Origin of the sequence: Streptomyces hokutonensis (assembly GCF_000376565.1) — a bacterium.
GTDB classification, from domain to species: Bacteria; Actinomycetota; Actinomycetes; order Streptomycetales; family Streptomycetaceae; genus Streptomyces; species Streptomyces hokutonensis.
The window spans coordinates 34,589-47,785 of the sequence record NZ_BARG01000061.1 but is presented as its reverse complement, the minus strand read 5'-3'; the positions used below and the strand labels follow the sequence as shown (position 1 = coordinate 47,785).

General features: G+C 67.8%; 12 protein-coding genes and 2 pseudogenes. 4 read left to right on the top strand and 10 right to left on the bottom strand.

Annotation, left to right across the window (positions count from 1 at the left end; genetic code table 11):
• Positions 1–3: 3 nt before the first annotated feature.
• From SSP08S_RS35685 to SSP08S_RS56520, 4 genes are all read right to left on the bottom strand, one after another.
• Entirely contained in the window at positions 4–636 is a 633-nt protein-coding gene (locus SSP08S_RS35685) for an HD domain-containing protein (RefSeq protein WP_019072434.1), read from the bottom strand.
• Between the two features lie 95 nt (positions 637–731).
• Entirely contained in the window at positions 732–1,508 is a 777-nt protein-coding gene (locus tag SSP08S_RS35680; protein ID WP_158697259.1) for an alpha/beta fold hydrolase, read from the bottom strand.
• 416 nt (positions 1,509–1,924) lie between these two features.
• Complete coding sequence (locus SSP08S_RS35675) at positions 1,925–2,752, bottom strand: alpha/beta fold hydrolase (RefSeq protein ID WP_026179116.1); 828 nt, start codon at positions 2,750–2,752, stop codon at positions 1,925–1,927.
• A gap of 317 nt (positions 2,753–3,069) precedes the next feature.
• Complete coding sequence (locus SSP08S_RS56520) at positions 3,070–5,829, bottom strand: AAA family ATPase (protein WP_019072431.1); 2,760 nt, start codon at positions 5,827–5,829, stop codon at positions 3,070–3,072.
• 839 nt (positions 5,830–6,668) lie between these two features.
• On the opposite strand from SSP08S_RS56520, the gene SSP08S_RS35665 reads away from it, so the two are divergent.
• Positions 6,669–7,907, top strand: a complete 1,239-nt coding sequence (locus tag SSP08S_RS35665) for a PP2C family protein-serine/threonine phosphatase (protein WP_026179115.1) — start codon at positions 6,669–6,671, stop codon at positions 7,905–7,907.
• A 128-nt stretch (positions 7,908–8,035) separates the two neighbouring features.
• On the opposite strand, the pseudogene SSP08S_RS56515 reads toward SSP08S_RS35665, so the two are convergent.
• Both SSP08S_RS56515 and trhA read right to left on the bottom strand, forming a co-directional pair.
• A pseudogene (locus SSP08S_RS56515) lies at positions 8,036–8,223 on the bottom strand (PRC-barrel domain containing protein); the annotation flags it as partial.
• 220 nt (positions 8,224–8,443) lie between these two features.
• Complete coding sequence (gene trhA / locus SSP08S_RS35655) at positions 8,444–9,229, bottom strand: PAQR family membrane homeostasis protein TrhA (protein WP_245608021.1); 786 nt, start codon at positions 9,227–9,229, stop codon at positions 8,444–8,446.
• Between the two features lie 281 nt (positions 9,230–9,510).
• Between trhA and SSP08S_RS62010 the strand changes: the two genes are divergently transcribed.
• Positions 9,511–9,660: a hypothetical protein gene (locus SSP08S_RS62010; protein WP_158697258.1), complete on the top strand. Its 150-nt coding sequence runs from the start codon at positions 9,511–9,513 to the stop codon at positions 9,658–9,660.
• Positions 9,661–9,804: 144 nt separating this feature from the next.
• Here the strand turns inward: SSP08S_RS62010 and SSP08S_RS35650 are convergent, their stop codons facing one another.
• Together SSP08S_RS35650 and SSP08S_RS35645 are read right to left on the bottom strand one after the other, a co-directional pair.
• Positions 9,805–10,008, bottom strand: coding sequence for a cold-shock protein (locus SSP08S_RS35650; protein ID WP_019072426.1), 204 nt, complete (start codon positions 10,006–10,008; stop codon positions 9,805–9,807).
• Between the two features lie 250 nt (positions 10,009–10,258).
• Entirely contained in the window at positions 10,259–10,597 is a 339-nt protein-coding gene (locus tag SSP08S_RS35645; protein WP_019072425.1) for a helix-turn-helix domain-containing protein, read from the bottom strand.
• An 890-nt stretch (positions 10,598–11,487) separates the two neighbouring features.
• On the opposite strand from SSP08S_RS35645, the gene SSP08S_RS35640 reads away from it, so the two are divergent.
• Both SSP08S_RS35640 and SSP08S_RS61240 read left to right on the top strand, forming a co-directional pair.
• Complete coding sequence (locus SSP08S_RS35640; RefSeq protein WP_019072424.1) at positions 11,488–11,877, top strand: ATP-binding protein; 390 nt, start codon at positions 11,488–11,490, stop codon at positions 11,875–11,877.
• 46 nt (positions 11,878–11,923) lie between these two features.
• A pseudogene (locus SSP08S_RS61240) lies at positions 11,924–12,283 on the top strand (hypothetical protein).
• A gap of 117 nt (positions 12,284–12,400) precedes the next feature.
• Here SSP08S_RS61240 and SSP08S_RS35630 read toward each other — a convergent pair.
• Together SSP08S_RS35630 and SSP08S_RS35625 are read right to left on the bottom strand one after the other, a co-directional pair.
• The gene (locus SSP08S_RS35630) at positions 12,401–12,709 is read right to left on the bottom strand and encodes an SCO5918 family protein (RefSeq protein WP_019072421.1); all 309 of its coding nucleotides are present in this window, start codon (positions 12,707–12,709) and stop codon (positions 12,401–12,403) included.
• A gap of 49 nt (positions 12,710–12,758) precedes the next feature.
• Complete coding sequence (locus SSP08S_RS35625; protein ID WP_026179113.1) at positions 12,759–13,163, bottom strand: CBS domain-containing protein; 405 nt, start codon at positions 13,161–13,163, stop codon at positions 12,759–12,761.
• Positions 13,164–13,197: the final 34 nt, after the last annotated feature.

Sequence of the window (13,197 nt, the reverse complement as noted above, 5' to 3'; positions counted from 1 at the left end):
ACCTCACTCTCCCCAAGGTCCTTGGCTCACCGTGCGTTCCATGAAGGTCTCGCCGTCGGTCTCTCGCTCACGAACAAGATTGAACGCGATTCCGTAGCGAGGAACCGCGTTCTCACTCAGTGCCGCATGTGCCACGATCACGTCGGTGAGCGAGCGGACCATTTTGAGCCGGGGGAACGCATGGTGCACTTGCGTGGCCCAATCGGTTACGAGGTCGGCATTCTTCCCGAAGTCGATGTAGATGCCTTCGTAGGTGAGCCGCGTGATCAGGCCTCGCCGCTCAGCGATCTGGTCGGAGGTGTGAAGGGCGATCGCCTCCCATACCCGGTCCACGTCCGCGGCGGCGAGATGGTGTCTGGTCAGGATGTCGGCAACCAGGTCGGCTCCCTCCACCTCGAAGCGAGAAGTGCCCTTGCCCAGAGTTCCGGTGGAAAGGTCGTGTCCGACGCACGCGGCAAAGAGGAGGTTCTCGTCGTAGGCCGCGTCGTCCAGAGCGCCGATGTGTTCCGCATACAGGCGCGCCCACAGGAAACTGCGAATGCAGTGGTTCACGACGGACGGATTCACGGTCTGCTGCATCGCCACGAGGATCTCATTGTGCCAAGTCCCCGTCGGCAGACTCAGTGTGTCGTTCACACCTTTTCCCTCGGTCGGTCCGGCTGACTTCTGAAAAATCCATGACGCGCACCCTCTCCGCCTGCGCTGGACGGCGGATCAGGCGTGCGGCGGATTCAGCTCCCGTTTCCGAGAACGAGTCGGGCCGTCTGCTCGGGCTGCTCCCACTGGGGCCAGTGGGAGGCGTTCTTGATCAAGTGCACTGTGGCGTCGGGGAAGTGGCGAGCGATGTGCCGGGCGACTTCGGGGTTGAGGTAGGGGTCGTCCTCGCCGAACGCCACGGTGACCGGCACGGTCAGCTTGTTCAACTCGCCGTCCGCGATGCGGCGGTTCTGGATCTCCAGGTCGGGAAACAGGGCGGCAGTCCAGGCGCGGATCGCTACGAGTGCGTCCGGCCGCGTGCCTTCCCCGAACCACTGCGGGGCCACGGAGGCCGCCACCACACCGTCCGGGTCACCGACCGCGTACCCGAACCGCGTCTGGGTGTGCGCCAGGATCCATTCCCGCATCTTCGGGTCGTCCATGAGGGCGTCGGCGAGCGGTGTGAAGTCGGGGTCTCCCAGCAGGCGGATCAGCTCCGGGAACTGCAAGGAAGGGGCGTCCCCGTAGTAGCAGTTGAGGAGTACGAGTCTGTCCACCGACTCGGCGTGGTCCAGGGTGAAGTTGACCGCGACGGCCCCGGACGCGTCGTGGCCGACCAGAACGCAGCGGTCGATTCCCAACTCCGTGAGTACCGCCGTGAGTTCGGCCTCGCGCTGCCCGGGCTGAAGGGCGGCGTACGGGCCACGGTCGGACCCTCCGAAGCCGGAGAAGTCCAGGGTCACCACGCGCCGTGGGGCTACGAGAGGTATGAGGCGGTCATAGATCCGGGAATCGTCCGGAAAACCGTGCATGGCGACGATGGGTAAGCCATCGCCTCCGACGTCACGAACGTGAAGGCGTCCGTAAGGTGTCTCGACCAGTCTGCTCTGGTACTCGTGGTCAGGGGTGGACATGTCGTCCTCTCTGGCTGCATGCGCTGTCACCAACTGCCTTGCGCTTTGGGGACTTTCCGGCAGTCCGCTGTTCCCGACGACGCGTCCTTCCCGCCGTACGGGACACAGTCCTGGGGCCTGTACGGCGGACCCTGTCGGAGACGCGGGGTCTGGCACGCCCTCCCCCACCGCCTCAAAGGCGTGGGGCACCCCCACCGCGTCGAAGGCTTGGAGGGCAGCAACTCGGCGGGAGTCGACGGGTGATGCGCGAGCGGCAGCCGCGCATCACCGCGGTCGGTCGGGTGCCGGCTCTGATCCGGGGTACCGCTCGCGGGTCAGTCGGCGAGGAAGCCGAGCAGGTCCGCGTTGAACCGCTCCTTGAAGGGAGCGACCGACATGAGCCCGTGCGGCGCCCCCTCATAGACCTTCAGCTCGGCGTCCTTGATGAGCTTCACCGACTTCTCCGCCGACGCCACGATGGGCACGATCTGGTCGTCGTCCCCGTGGATGATGAGCGTCGGTACGTCGATGCGCTTGAGGTCCTCGGTCAGATCCGTCTCCGAGAAGGCCTTGACGCAGTCGTACGCACCCTTCATGCCGACCTGCAGGCTCCACAACCGGAAGGCTTCACGCAGCCCCAGGGACACCTGAGAGCCTTCTCGGTTGGCACCGTAGAACGGGGCGCTGAGTTCCCAGTAGTACTGGGAGCGATCATCGAGGACACCCTGGCGGATCCCGTCGAAGACTTCGATGGGCAGGCCCTCGGGATTGCTCTCCGTCTTCAGCATCAGCGGTGGGATCGCGCCGAGGAGCAGGAGCTTCGACACCCGTGACGCGGCCCGCCCGGCCGCGCAGCGCGTCACCTCGCCGCCGCCGGTGGAGTGGCCGACGAGCACCACGTCGTGCAGGTCGAGGTGCTCCAGCAACTGCGTGAGGTCCTCGGCGTAGGTGCTGAGGTCGTTGCCGTTCCACGGCTGGCCCGACCGGCCGTGACCGCGGCGGTCGTGCACGATGGCCCGGTAGCCGTTGCCCGCCACCAGATGAGCCTGGTCGTCCCAGGCGTCGGCGTTGAGCGGCCAGCCGTGGCTGAACACCACGGGGCGACCGCTCCCCCAGTCCTTGTAAAAGATCTCGGTGCCGTCAGAAGTGGTAAAGACTGCCATGATCGATTCACCTTCCGCCGGCGGCCGCACGCCGGGCGCTGTTCCGACAGAACTCGCCGGCGAAGCAGGCCGCTTGAAAATAGTTCAACGGACCCTGGTGTGCATGTGCAACGAACTGACCGCGGCCAACAGGTTATTCGCGAGGTATCTCCCCGTCGCAGTGGTCTGTCGTGCCGGGTGTCGCTTGCCGCTTCCCATCGTGCAGCAGAACGCGTGTGCAGTCATCCCGTACGGTACGTAGTCCGCGTGGTCCGGTGACTACGAACCCGGGGTCCACGGGCCCGAGAATTCCGGGATTCGCGCCGGTGTGCCGGAATTCAGGAACCGAGGTGTTTCCGATTTTCCTGAAGATCTCGACGGGAATGCACTCCGAGTTTCTTGAACACTTTACGCAGGTGATAATCGACCGTATGCACACTCAGGAAGAGTTGTGCGGCGATCTCGGCGTTCGTCGCGCCATCGGCGGCGAGCCGCGCGACTCTGGACTCCTGCGTCGTGAGCTGATTCTCGCTGTCGGTCGCGGGTGTGTGGTGCCGGGCTTCCGACGAGGAGCCGGCCGCGGACAGCTCCATGGCCGCACGCAGCGCATAGCCCCCCGCTCCCATCCGCGTGAACAGGTCGCGGGCGGACCGGAGGTGATGGCGGGCCTCCTTGGTACGGCGGCCCCGGCGCAGCCACTCTCCGTAGAGGTGGTGGCTGCGGGCGAGCCGCCCGGGGCCTCGCGTGTTCTCGTGATGCCGAATCGCCTCAAGATAGAGCGGTTCGGCCGACGCGTCGTCTTCGAGAACAAGTGCGTCGGCGCGTGCCAGATCACCCAGGAGAGCGGGTACGGAAGTCAATTTCGCCAGATCCTGCAAGTAGTCCCGTATGGAAAGAGCCTGCGTCTGTCTGCCGCAGCGGACGGCGGCTTCCACCATGTCGCAGACCGCGAACTTGAGTTGCGAGCTCTCCGCGAGACACCCCTCCAGGCTGCCGAGAGCCTCGGCATAGCGGCCCTGGCTGAGCGAGACGACGCTTCGCGCATAGTCGCGGAATACCAGGAGGTAGCCCTGCCCATGACGAGAGGCTTGCTGTGTGACGATTTCGTCCAGTTCCTGAGCGGTTGTGTACTGGCCACGCCAGGCCGCGACGAGGAGTGCCCCGAGGTGATCTTCTCTGCCGCGCGCCTCTTCCCAGGCAGACCGTTTGTCGAAGAGGATCTCCGCTTCCCGGATGCGTCCGGCAACGAGTTCGGAGAGCGCCGTGTGACTGAGGGCAAGGGCCAGCGGAATTGCCGCGCCCTGCGTACGGGCCTCCTTTTCCATCCGCCACGCCAGGGTGTTGAGAGCCGTGTCGTCGCCCAACAGGGTCGCGTGGGCACATGCCGCGGCAAGCCACTGGAACAATTCGGGTGCCGTCGCCGGAGCTTGACGTACCTCGTCGATGGCGTGGTGGAGTTGAACGGCTGCGGCGGCAATTCCTTCGATGTGCAGCGTGGCGTCGGCCTCCAGGAGAGTGTCACCCGGCGTCCGGTCCATCGCCGGGGGCAGGGGCAGGTCCCGGATGAGCTGGGCCACCGCACGCCGACTGCTGGCGGCGGGGGCCAGGGACCCGCCGATCTGCGCCTGCACCACGGCCTCGACCAGGATGTCGCGGGCCAAGCGGACGTCAACGGGGGCGAGTTGGCGAGCGGCGGAGAGCAGTGCGTCCGCTGCCGCACCCGTGTCGCCGGCAAGACGATGGATGCGCGCCTGGACACGTTGGACCTGCCCGTTGTGGTGCTGATCCGCCTGGTAGGCCGCTGCCGCGTCGAGAAGCGTCTGTCCCCGCCCGGGCGACCCGGCGACCACACTCGCCTCGGCGGCGGTGAGCAGGCGGTGCGCCCGGGACGGCAGGTCGGTGGTCAGCGCGGCGGAGCGGGCGAGGAGGGTGGAGGCCGCCGCCCACCCGCCGCGGCCGAGCGTACGGTGCGCCGCGGCCTCCAACTCCCTGGCCACGGCGTCGTCCGGATGCGTGGCCGCCGACGCGAGATGCCACGCCCGAAGGTCTACGTCGCCGAGGTCGCCGGCGACCTCGGCGAGGACCGCGTGGGTGCGGACGCGGAGCGCGGTGGGTGCGGCGTGATACACGGCCGCGCGGATGAGGGGATGGCGGAAGGTGACGCGATCCCGGATGGTCAGGAGGTTCTGCTCCTCCGCCGGGGCGGCGGCATCGGTGTCGTAGTCCAGGAGGACTCCGGCGCGCCAGAGGACATTGGGGTCAGCGGTGGGGTCGGCGGCAGCCGCGAGGAGCAGGGTCCGGGCGCCGGCCGGCAGGGTCAGGGTCTCCCGTACGTACAGATCCTCGATGGCCTGGCCCAGTGGAACGGGGTCGGGCAGGGGCGAGACGCCGCTCAACTGGGCGGGGCTCAGCTCTCTGACGGCTTCGATCAGGGCCAGAGGGTTGCCTGTTGTGGCGGATACGATCCGGTCGCGCACCTCGGTGTCGAGTGCTCCGTCCACCACCGCCTCGATCAACTGCGTGGCGTAGCGCGCGGGAAGAGCGCCGACCGGCAGCGAGGGCAGCCCTCGGAGAGCCGGTGCTGATCCGATGCCCTCACGGACGGCGAAGACCATGGTGAGGGACTCCGCGTACATGCGTCGCGCCACGAAGCCCAGGGCAACGGCCGACTCCTCGTCCAGCCACTGCGCATCGTCCACCAGACACAGGAGCGGCTGTTCGGCGGCGGCCGCGGTGAGCAGGCCCAAGGCCGCCACCCCGACCAGGAGACGGTCCGGAGGAGCGGAGTGGTCCTGCAGGCCGAAAATGCGCCCGAGCGCGTTGCGCTGCGGAAGTGGTAATCGGGGCAGGCGAAACAGGTGAGGAGCGAGCAGGTGGTGGAGGGCCGCGTACCCGAGTTCCGCCTCGGAATCGACGGCATCAAACCGCAGGATCTGATGGCTGCCCTCGGCTACGGCCTGAACATGGTCCAGCAGGGCGCTCTTGCCGACACCCGGCGCCCCGCGGAGAACGAGGGCACCGCTCATGCCGGTCCGGCCGCGATTGATCAGTGACTGGAGACGGCCGCGTTCTTCGTCGCGGCCGAACAGCTCATCCATCTGTTGTCCTGTGGGCCTTCCATTGCCGCCGGCCGCGAAGATTTTGCCGCTGGACCGGTTCAGCCGGTCCGCCGAGGGATCCGAGCGCTCGCGGGCCGGTACCTGCACATGATCGGTCTCTTCAGTAGATCACCAGTTGCGGAGCCGTGGCGGTGCTTTGAGATGGGAGCCCGGCCCGCACGCACACACACCCAGCGCACTCAAGGACACCGCCACCGCCACATCCGCTGAACGAAAAAGACCAGCTCAGACGGGGTCTGAGCTGGTCTTGGCGATGAGCCCCCTGTCGGATTCGAACCGACGACCTACGCATTACAAGTCCGGGCGGGATCTTGCCGGATGGTTCCGGAACCTTCTTCGGTGTCCGAAACCACCAGGTCAGGACAGGTACTGCTCCGGGATCAGTCCACGCAGTGATGGGTCTCTGCCACCTCATCCGCTCACGCATCGCTCACGCATCACGTGCCGCCGAGCAGCGGCTTCATGGGAACCACCGGGGCGACACCGACAGCCAAGGCGCGCGGTCGTGGGGAGGCCGAGTGCTAGGCCGGGCCGCCGAGGTCGTGCGCAATCCAGCCCGGTGCATCTCAGTCCCGCGGACATGACCGGTGGCTTGACCGCTCGACGGATGGTTGGCCGATAAGACGCATCCGTTCAGGCACTCTGTGGTGCACTAGCACTTCCCTGGCAGCGGGCTCGGCGCCGGCCTCTCGCGTACCCGGGCGGAAGCCCTGAGGACCAGCGAGCAGCGAGGAGTCACCGTGACCGCACGCGAGCATGAAGGACACGGTGGGCCGACCGTTCCCACTCCCGTGAACCGGGGTGGCCAGGGCAGGGTGATGACCCTGGCTGGGACACTGGCCGCAGCGGAGACAGCGGCACCCGTGGAGTCGCTCGACGTGGTCGCGCGGATGCTCAGGGAGCACCTCGGGGCCGCGTCGGTGTCGTTCCTCATCACCGACTTCACCGGCGGCTCGGTGGTACGGCTGGGTGCGGCGGGCAGCGTCGACACCGATGAACCCGCCCGGCGCATCACCCTGCGTGGCACCCTGTACGACGACGTGATCCGCACCCAGCGGCCGAGCGTGGAGGACAAGGGCGAGGGCGCGCTGGTGCGGATCGTGGCCCCGGTGACCAACCGCGGGGACGCCATCGGACTCCTCGAACTGTTCCTGCCCGCGGCACCCGACGCGGAGACCATGCGGGAGGTCGGTGAGACCGCACACGCCCTGGCGTACATCGTCATCGCGAACCGGTCCTTCACCGACGTTTACCAGTGGGGCCGCCGTACCACTCCGCTGAGCCTGGCCGCGGAGATCCAGCATCGGCTACTCCCGGCTTCGCTGGCGTGCGAGGCCGCGCAGTTCGCCGTGGCCGGGGCGCTGGAGCCGGCCGACCACGTCGGGGGTGACACCTTCGACTACGTCATCGACCGGGACACCGTCCAGCTCTCCGTCACCGACGCCATGGGCCACGATGTCGACGCCGCGCTGCTGGCCACCCTCCTGGTGGGCGCCCTGCGCCGGGCCCGGCGTTCCGGTGCCGACCTCGCCGAACAGGCCCGCCAGGCCGACCAGGCCATGCGTGAGCACGGCCGTCAGAGCTACGTCACCGGTCAGCTTCTCCGCATCAGCCTGATCGACGGCACAACCGAGTTCATCAACGCCGGCCACCCCTGGCCGCTGCGCATGCGGAACGGCAAAGTGCAGGAGATCACTCCGAAGATCGATATGCCGTTCGGCTTCCACGCCCCTCACACCTACCGAGTCCAGTCGCTGGACCTGCAGCCGGGCGACCGGCTGGTGATGCTGACCGACGGCATGCTGGAGCGCAATGCCAACAGTCTCGATCTGTCGGACCTGATCGTGCGCACCAGCGCGCTGCACCCCCGTGAGGCCGCCCGCACTCTCATCGGGGCGATCGTAGACGCCAACCACGGCCACCTACAGGACGACGCGACCGTCATGTGCCTGGACTGGCACGGCGTCGACCACTCGGAGCGGGACGCCAACACCGGCGCCGACCTCACCGATGCCTCCGCACCGTCACGGGCAAGGCGGGCACCTTCCGCGCGATGACCCGATGTCTGCTCCGGCATCCCGCTGCGTCCGGTCCCCGGGCGGGGCCGCCCGGGGCAGCTGCCCGGCTGACCGCGTCACCGAGGGAGACGCCTGCGACGGCGGCCCAGGCGCAGGCCAAGATGGACGACCGTCGCATCGCCCAGGGGGACGAACGCCAGCCGGTGCCGGGTCGGCAGGCCGACCATGCCGGTCGCGAACGCGGGCTGGTCTGTGGCCGTGTCCACGTAGACCGCCTCCAGGACGCCGATCTTGTGCTGCTCATGGTCGACCACGTCGTGGCTCGCCATTCCCTGATGTCTTGCGCCTCGAACACGGCAGCCCCTCTGTCGCGGGTCAGCTGAAGACCGCTGGCGTCGCGTTCTCCTCCCTCCTTACCTGTCCACAGAGCGTCACACCCTTCAGAGCAGCCAAGTTGCAGGCCGGACGGCGGACGACCTTCACGCGCGGCGCGATGCCTCGGCGACCGCCCGGCCCGTCGCGCACCAGCGTGGCGGCGCGTGCGACGAGCCGCCGCAGCCGGAACGCTGTCGCGGTCAGTAGGCGGCCAGGGAGACGGCGATGTAGTGCGCGGTGAAGGCCACCACGGTCAGGGCGTGGAACACCTCGTGGAAGCCGAACCAGCGGGGTGAGGGGTCGGGGCGCTGGAGGGCGTAGACCACCGCGCCGGCGCTGTAGAGGAGCCCGCCGACCACGATCAGGATGAGTACGGCCGCTCCCCCGGTGTGCAGGAAGTCGAGCAGGTAACGCACCGGGGCCCATCCCAGGGCGAGGTAACACGGGGTGTACAGCCAGCGCGGAGCTCCGACCCAGAAGACCCGGAACGCGATACCGGCCAACGCGCCCGCCCACACGATCCACATCAGCAGGGACCGCTGGCCCGGCGGGAGGAGAAGCACCGCCAGGGGTGTGCAGGTGCCGGCGATGATGAGGAAGATGTTGGCGTGGTCGAGACGTCGCAGGAGTGCCTCGCCGAGCCGCCCCCAAGTGCCACGGTGGTAGATCGCGCTCGTTGCGAACAGCATCCAGGCGGTGACCGAATACACGGCGCAGGCCAGGGCCGCCTGCGGGGTGCGAGCCAGACAGACGAGAACGATGCCTGCGATCAGTGAGGCAGGGACCATCGCGGCATGGAGCCAGCCACGCAGCCTCGGCTTGATCGGTTCGGCCAGGTCGGCCGCCCGCTTGACCAGAGCGGCAACCGGATGAACTTCTTTTTCTGCTTCATCGCCGTCCGGTCCGACCGGCGGCCGGTCTTCCCGACTCTCCTCGCTCCGTGAGGCGCCGTGAACATGTTCGGCTTCAGCGGCGTCGCGGGACACGGCTCCTCGTCCCCTCTCGGACTCCTGGGCATCACCGGCGATCATGGGGCCATGGGGCCATGCTAGAAGGCGGCACCCGAACGCCATTCCGGGAGGTCGGTCGCGAACCTGACATCCACGTCGTCGGCATCGTGGTCCGCAGCCGTTTCGACTCCGGCCCTCGTCGACACTGCCGTCAATTGGGCCCGTCGAAGCCGAGCAGACCGGCCGGCCGGCCGGCCATGGGAACGATCAGGACTTCCGAACGGGCATTCCGCCCGGCTACGTCCAAGGATCGCGTCGTGGCCAGGCCCATCGGCACAGCGAACGGCGAGGTGTGCGAGCACGGGACGACGCTCGAAGCGGCCGGGTCCCGTGCCGAGCGTCAACAGGATCTGTGGTGCACAGCATCAGGGCCGCGCAGCAACGGCTGGGCGGCCCTGATCTGTTGAGTGAATCTGGGACCGGCGTGACCTCGGCCGCAGAGTTCCCGAGGGCCGGTCACCGTTCCCCGTGTCCGGGTGAGCAGCACGGCACGCGCAGTCGGCGGGGGTGACCGTCGCGGTGTGCGTGATTCCTCGGGCAGGGGTGCGGGGTCAGGCCGGGTTGATGTTTTCGGCCTGGGGGCCCTTCTGGCCCTGGGTGACGTCGAACGTCACGGCCTGGCCCTCCTGGAGCTCACGGAAGCCCGAGGAGTTGATCGCCGAGTAGTGCGCGAAGACGTCCGGGCCGCCGCCGTCCTGGGCGATGAAGCCGAAGCCCTTCTCCGCGTTGAACCACTTCACAGTTCCCGTAGCCATGTCTCATGCCTTCCAGTCGATGAACGCCTCCCACTCCGTGTGGAAGGCGGAGGTGATCGCCCTGGTCCCTGCGGCACAGCACAGCAAAACGCCCACGCCAAGAGCGTGGGCTATAGGGAACTCCGAACCACGACAGCTGACGCAGACGCTACATGCCCGCACCCCGCGTCACCAGAGGAAGCGATCACGCCGAACACCGGGACCGGGACCGGGAGTACGGTGCCCGCCGTTGCCGACGGGCTCAGCCGTCTCAGTCCGTGGTCGTCGGGTTCGACGATTCTGCGGCGCGGCGGTATTCGGCGTTGATGCGTTGGGCTTCTTCGAGCTGGTCTTCGAGGACGATGATGCGGCATGCGGCCTCGACAGAGGTGCCGTGGTCGACGAGTTCCCGGGCGCGGGCGGCGATGCGCAGCTGGTAGCGGGAGTAGCGGCGGTGGCCGCCCTCGGAGCGGAGCGGGGTGATCAGGCGGGCTTCGCCGATGGCGCGCAGGAAGCCCTGGGTGGTGCCGAGCAGTTCGGCGGCCCGGCCCATCGTGTAAGCGGGGTAGTCGTCGTCGTCGATACGGCTGAACGAGTCGTCTGCTGTCATCTGCACCTCTCCATGGAACGCGTGGAGGGGCCCTGATGCTCATCGCACCAGGGCCCCGAAGGAACTCCTACACCATCTGCCGACCCTGTTACTGCGTCGGCCTTCTGTTTCCGCAGCCCGGACCTGAACGCTGTCGCGGCTGCTGGGATCGCGGTTGCTTGACCGGAGACCACCTCACTATCGATGTCCTGCGGTACCCGGGTTCAAGATGTCGGCCCGGGCGATCCTGATGGCGCTCGGCTCCTCCGTTCTTCCCTCTGGGATCAACTGCCTACAAATGGCGGTACTGCGCACTGCTGGTGATACGTACTGCTCGGCGGCCTGTGACAGCACCGCTCTTCGGCAGCCAGCCCCGTCGCCCGTCATGCGTCTGCTCTGGCTTGGAACCCCACTGCCGAACCTCCCGGTGCGCGCGTCCGCAGCCGACGCCTTCACCGAGGTGCTGCTCACTCACTTCACTGCTGGGTACCGCGAACTGCACTTTCGGGTACTGCCCTTGCGGTCCTGCTCACGGCGGCCCCTGATCACCGCGGGCCACCCGGTACGGTCGCCAGTCGCGTCGCCGTCCTGCAACCGCCCTGGCTTCGCGACTCCACCACCGCACCGTCCTGCGAACTGCATGCACTGCCTGCATGTACTGCCGCCCGGCAGTTCGTGTCTGCCAGGCCCTGCTGTCTCTCTGGGCTACGAGAGAACCATAACCACGCCCCAAGGCCAATGTCTACTCCGACAAACACAGATTTCCGCGCGTTCGACAGAGAGGCAATCGACCTCGAACAGTGGCCGGCGCAGGAGGAGGGGCCGTCAGCGCCTGGTTAACGGGCCGCAGGCGGGAACGAGACACGGTAGGCAGAACCGGACATAGACGATCCACAGACCGGGGAGACCTGATGAACACGATGAGCGTCAACGTCGCAACCGTCCGCTCCGCGACATTCGTCGTCGGCGCACGCGAAAGCGCCCGGGACTTCCTCGGAGGTCTCCTACGTCCGATCACAGCCGAGGACGCCGACACCGTGGTCCTGGTCGTCTCGGAGCTCGTCACCAACGCCCTGCGTCACGGCGGCGGCACCTGCACCCTGGACCTGACCGCACACCCCGACAGCATCGAGGTGGCTGTGCACGACCACAGCCCCGAGATGCCGCGCATGCGCACCCCCGACCTGAACGACGGCACCGGAGGCTTCGGCTGGCCCATGGTCAACCGACTCGCACGTACCACCGCGGTCACCCGCCAGGCGGACGGCGGCAAGATCGTGAGCGCCCTCCTAGCCCGGTAACGCCACCGCTGAAGCAGCCGGACGGCCGGCAAATACAATCTGACCCATGTCGAAGCATGACGAGCTGCTCGTTGACGTCGCCACCGTGGTGGAGTCCGGGCAGAGCAACCAGATGTCCCTGACCGTGGTCACCGGTGGCACTGTCATCACCGGCCGACTGGCTCCCGAAGCCGTGTGAAGGCGGAGGGTGTCGGAGGTTCTGACGGATTCCGCCCGCCTGGGAGAGTTCTCCGCCGTGTTCGACACCCCCGCGAAGGAGGACGGGCCACCCACTCATCTGCACTTCCACGTCGCCCGAATTCTTCAGGGCACGGTGGGGATCCCGGAGACGGGCGGGATGTACCGGGTCGCGATCGAGGACGTCAGTGCCTGGACCGTGGGCGACTTCAGCTATTCCGACCACTGATATTCCGGCCGCTGAGGGACCACGGCGACGGGAACCCGTCGCACGCAGTGGGCCCGGCAGACTTGCGTCGGCCGGGCCCACTGCTGTTCAGGTGTCGCCGTGTGCCCGTCGCGTCGGTCAGACGGACATGGGAGTACCGAGCATCGCGGAAGCCTGCCGGAGCGAGCCGAGGATGCCTACGGGTACGGCCTTGGGGAGGGCGCGGCAGGTGAAGCCGAGCTTGGTCATCGCCCGACGGACTTCGTCGGCGCTGAAGTCGCGGCGGTCCTGGCGGGTGATGACCTGGCCGACCTGCTTGACGGGGTAGTGACGGCGGCCGATGATCACGGACTCGCCCATGACCTGCTCGGGCTTGACGCCCTTCATCGATTCCAGCACACCGCTCTTGGTGAGCTCGAAGGGGAAACGGGCGATGACGCAGCGCATGGGGCCTCACAGGGAGAAGGGGAGAACGGTTCGACCAGGGTGAGGTGGATCAGCGGGAGAGGGCGAGGGCGCCCAGGGCGCCGCCTTGCCCGTCGGCCACTGGCAGGGCACCGAGCCGACGGGAGCGCATCGCGTGCTCGGCTTCGGCCATCGTCATCACGGGTGACGTGAACGACCGGTGGTCGCCGAGGATGTCGCGCAGGCGGACGCGGTCCGTGTAGGCGGAGCTGTCGCGCACCGCGGTGAGTTCGGTCCGGGTGACCAGGCCGGTGCACTGGCCGTCCTGGTCGCAGACGACCAGCCGGGCCGTGCGGGCGGCGGTCATGACGGACAGCGCCACCTCGACGCTCATGTCGTCCCAGACCTGCGGTCCGGCCACCTCCATGACCTCAGCCGGCGCCCTGTACACAGGGCCGGCGTTCGCCGGGCGGGGCTGCGTCTCAACCAGCGTCAAAAGATGCCTCCTGCAGAGATGGGTCAGCTTCCTG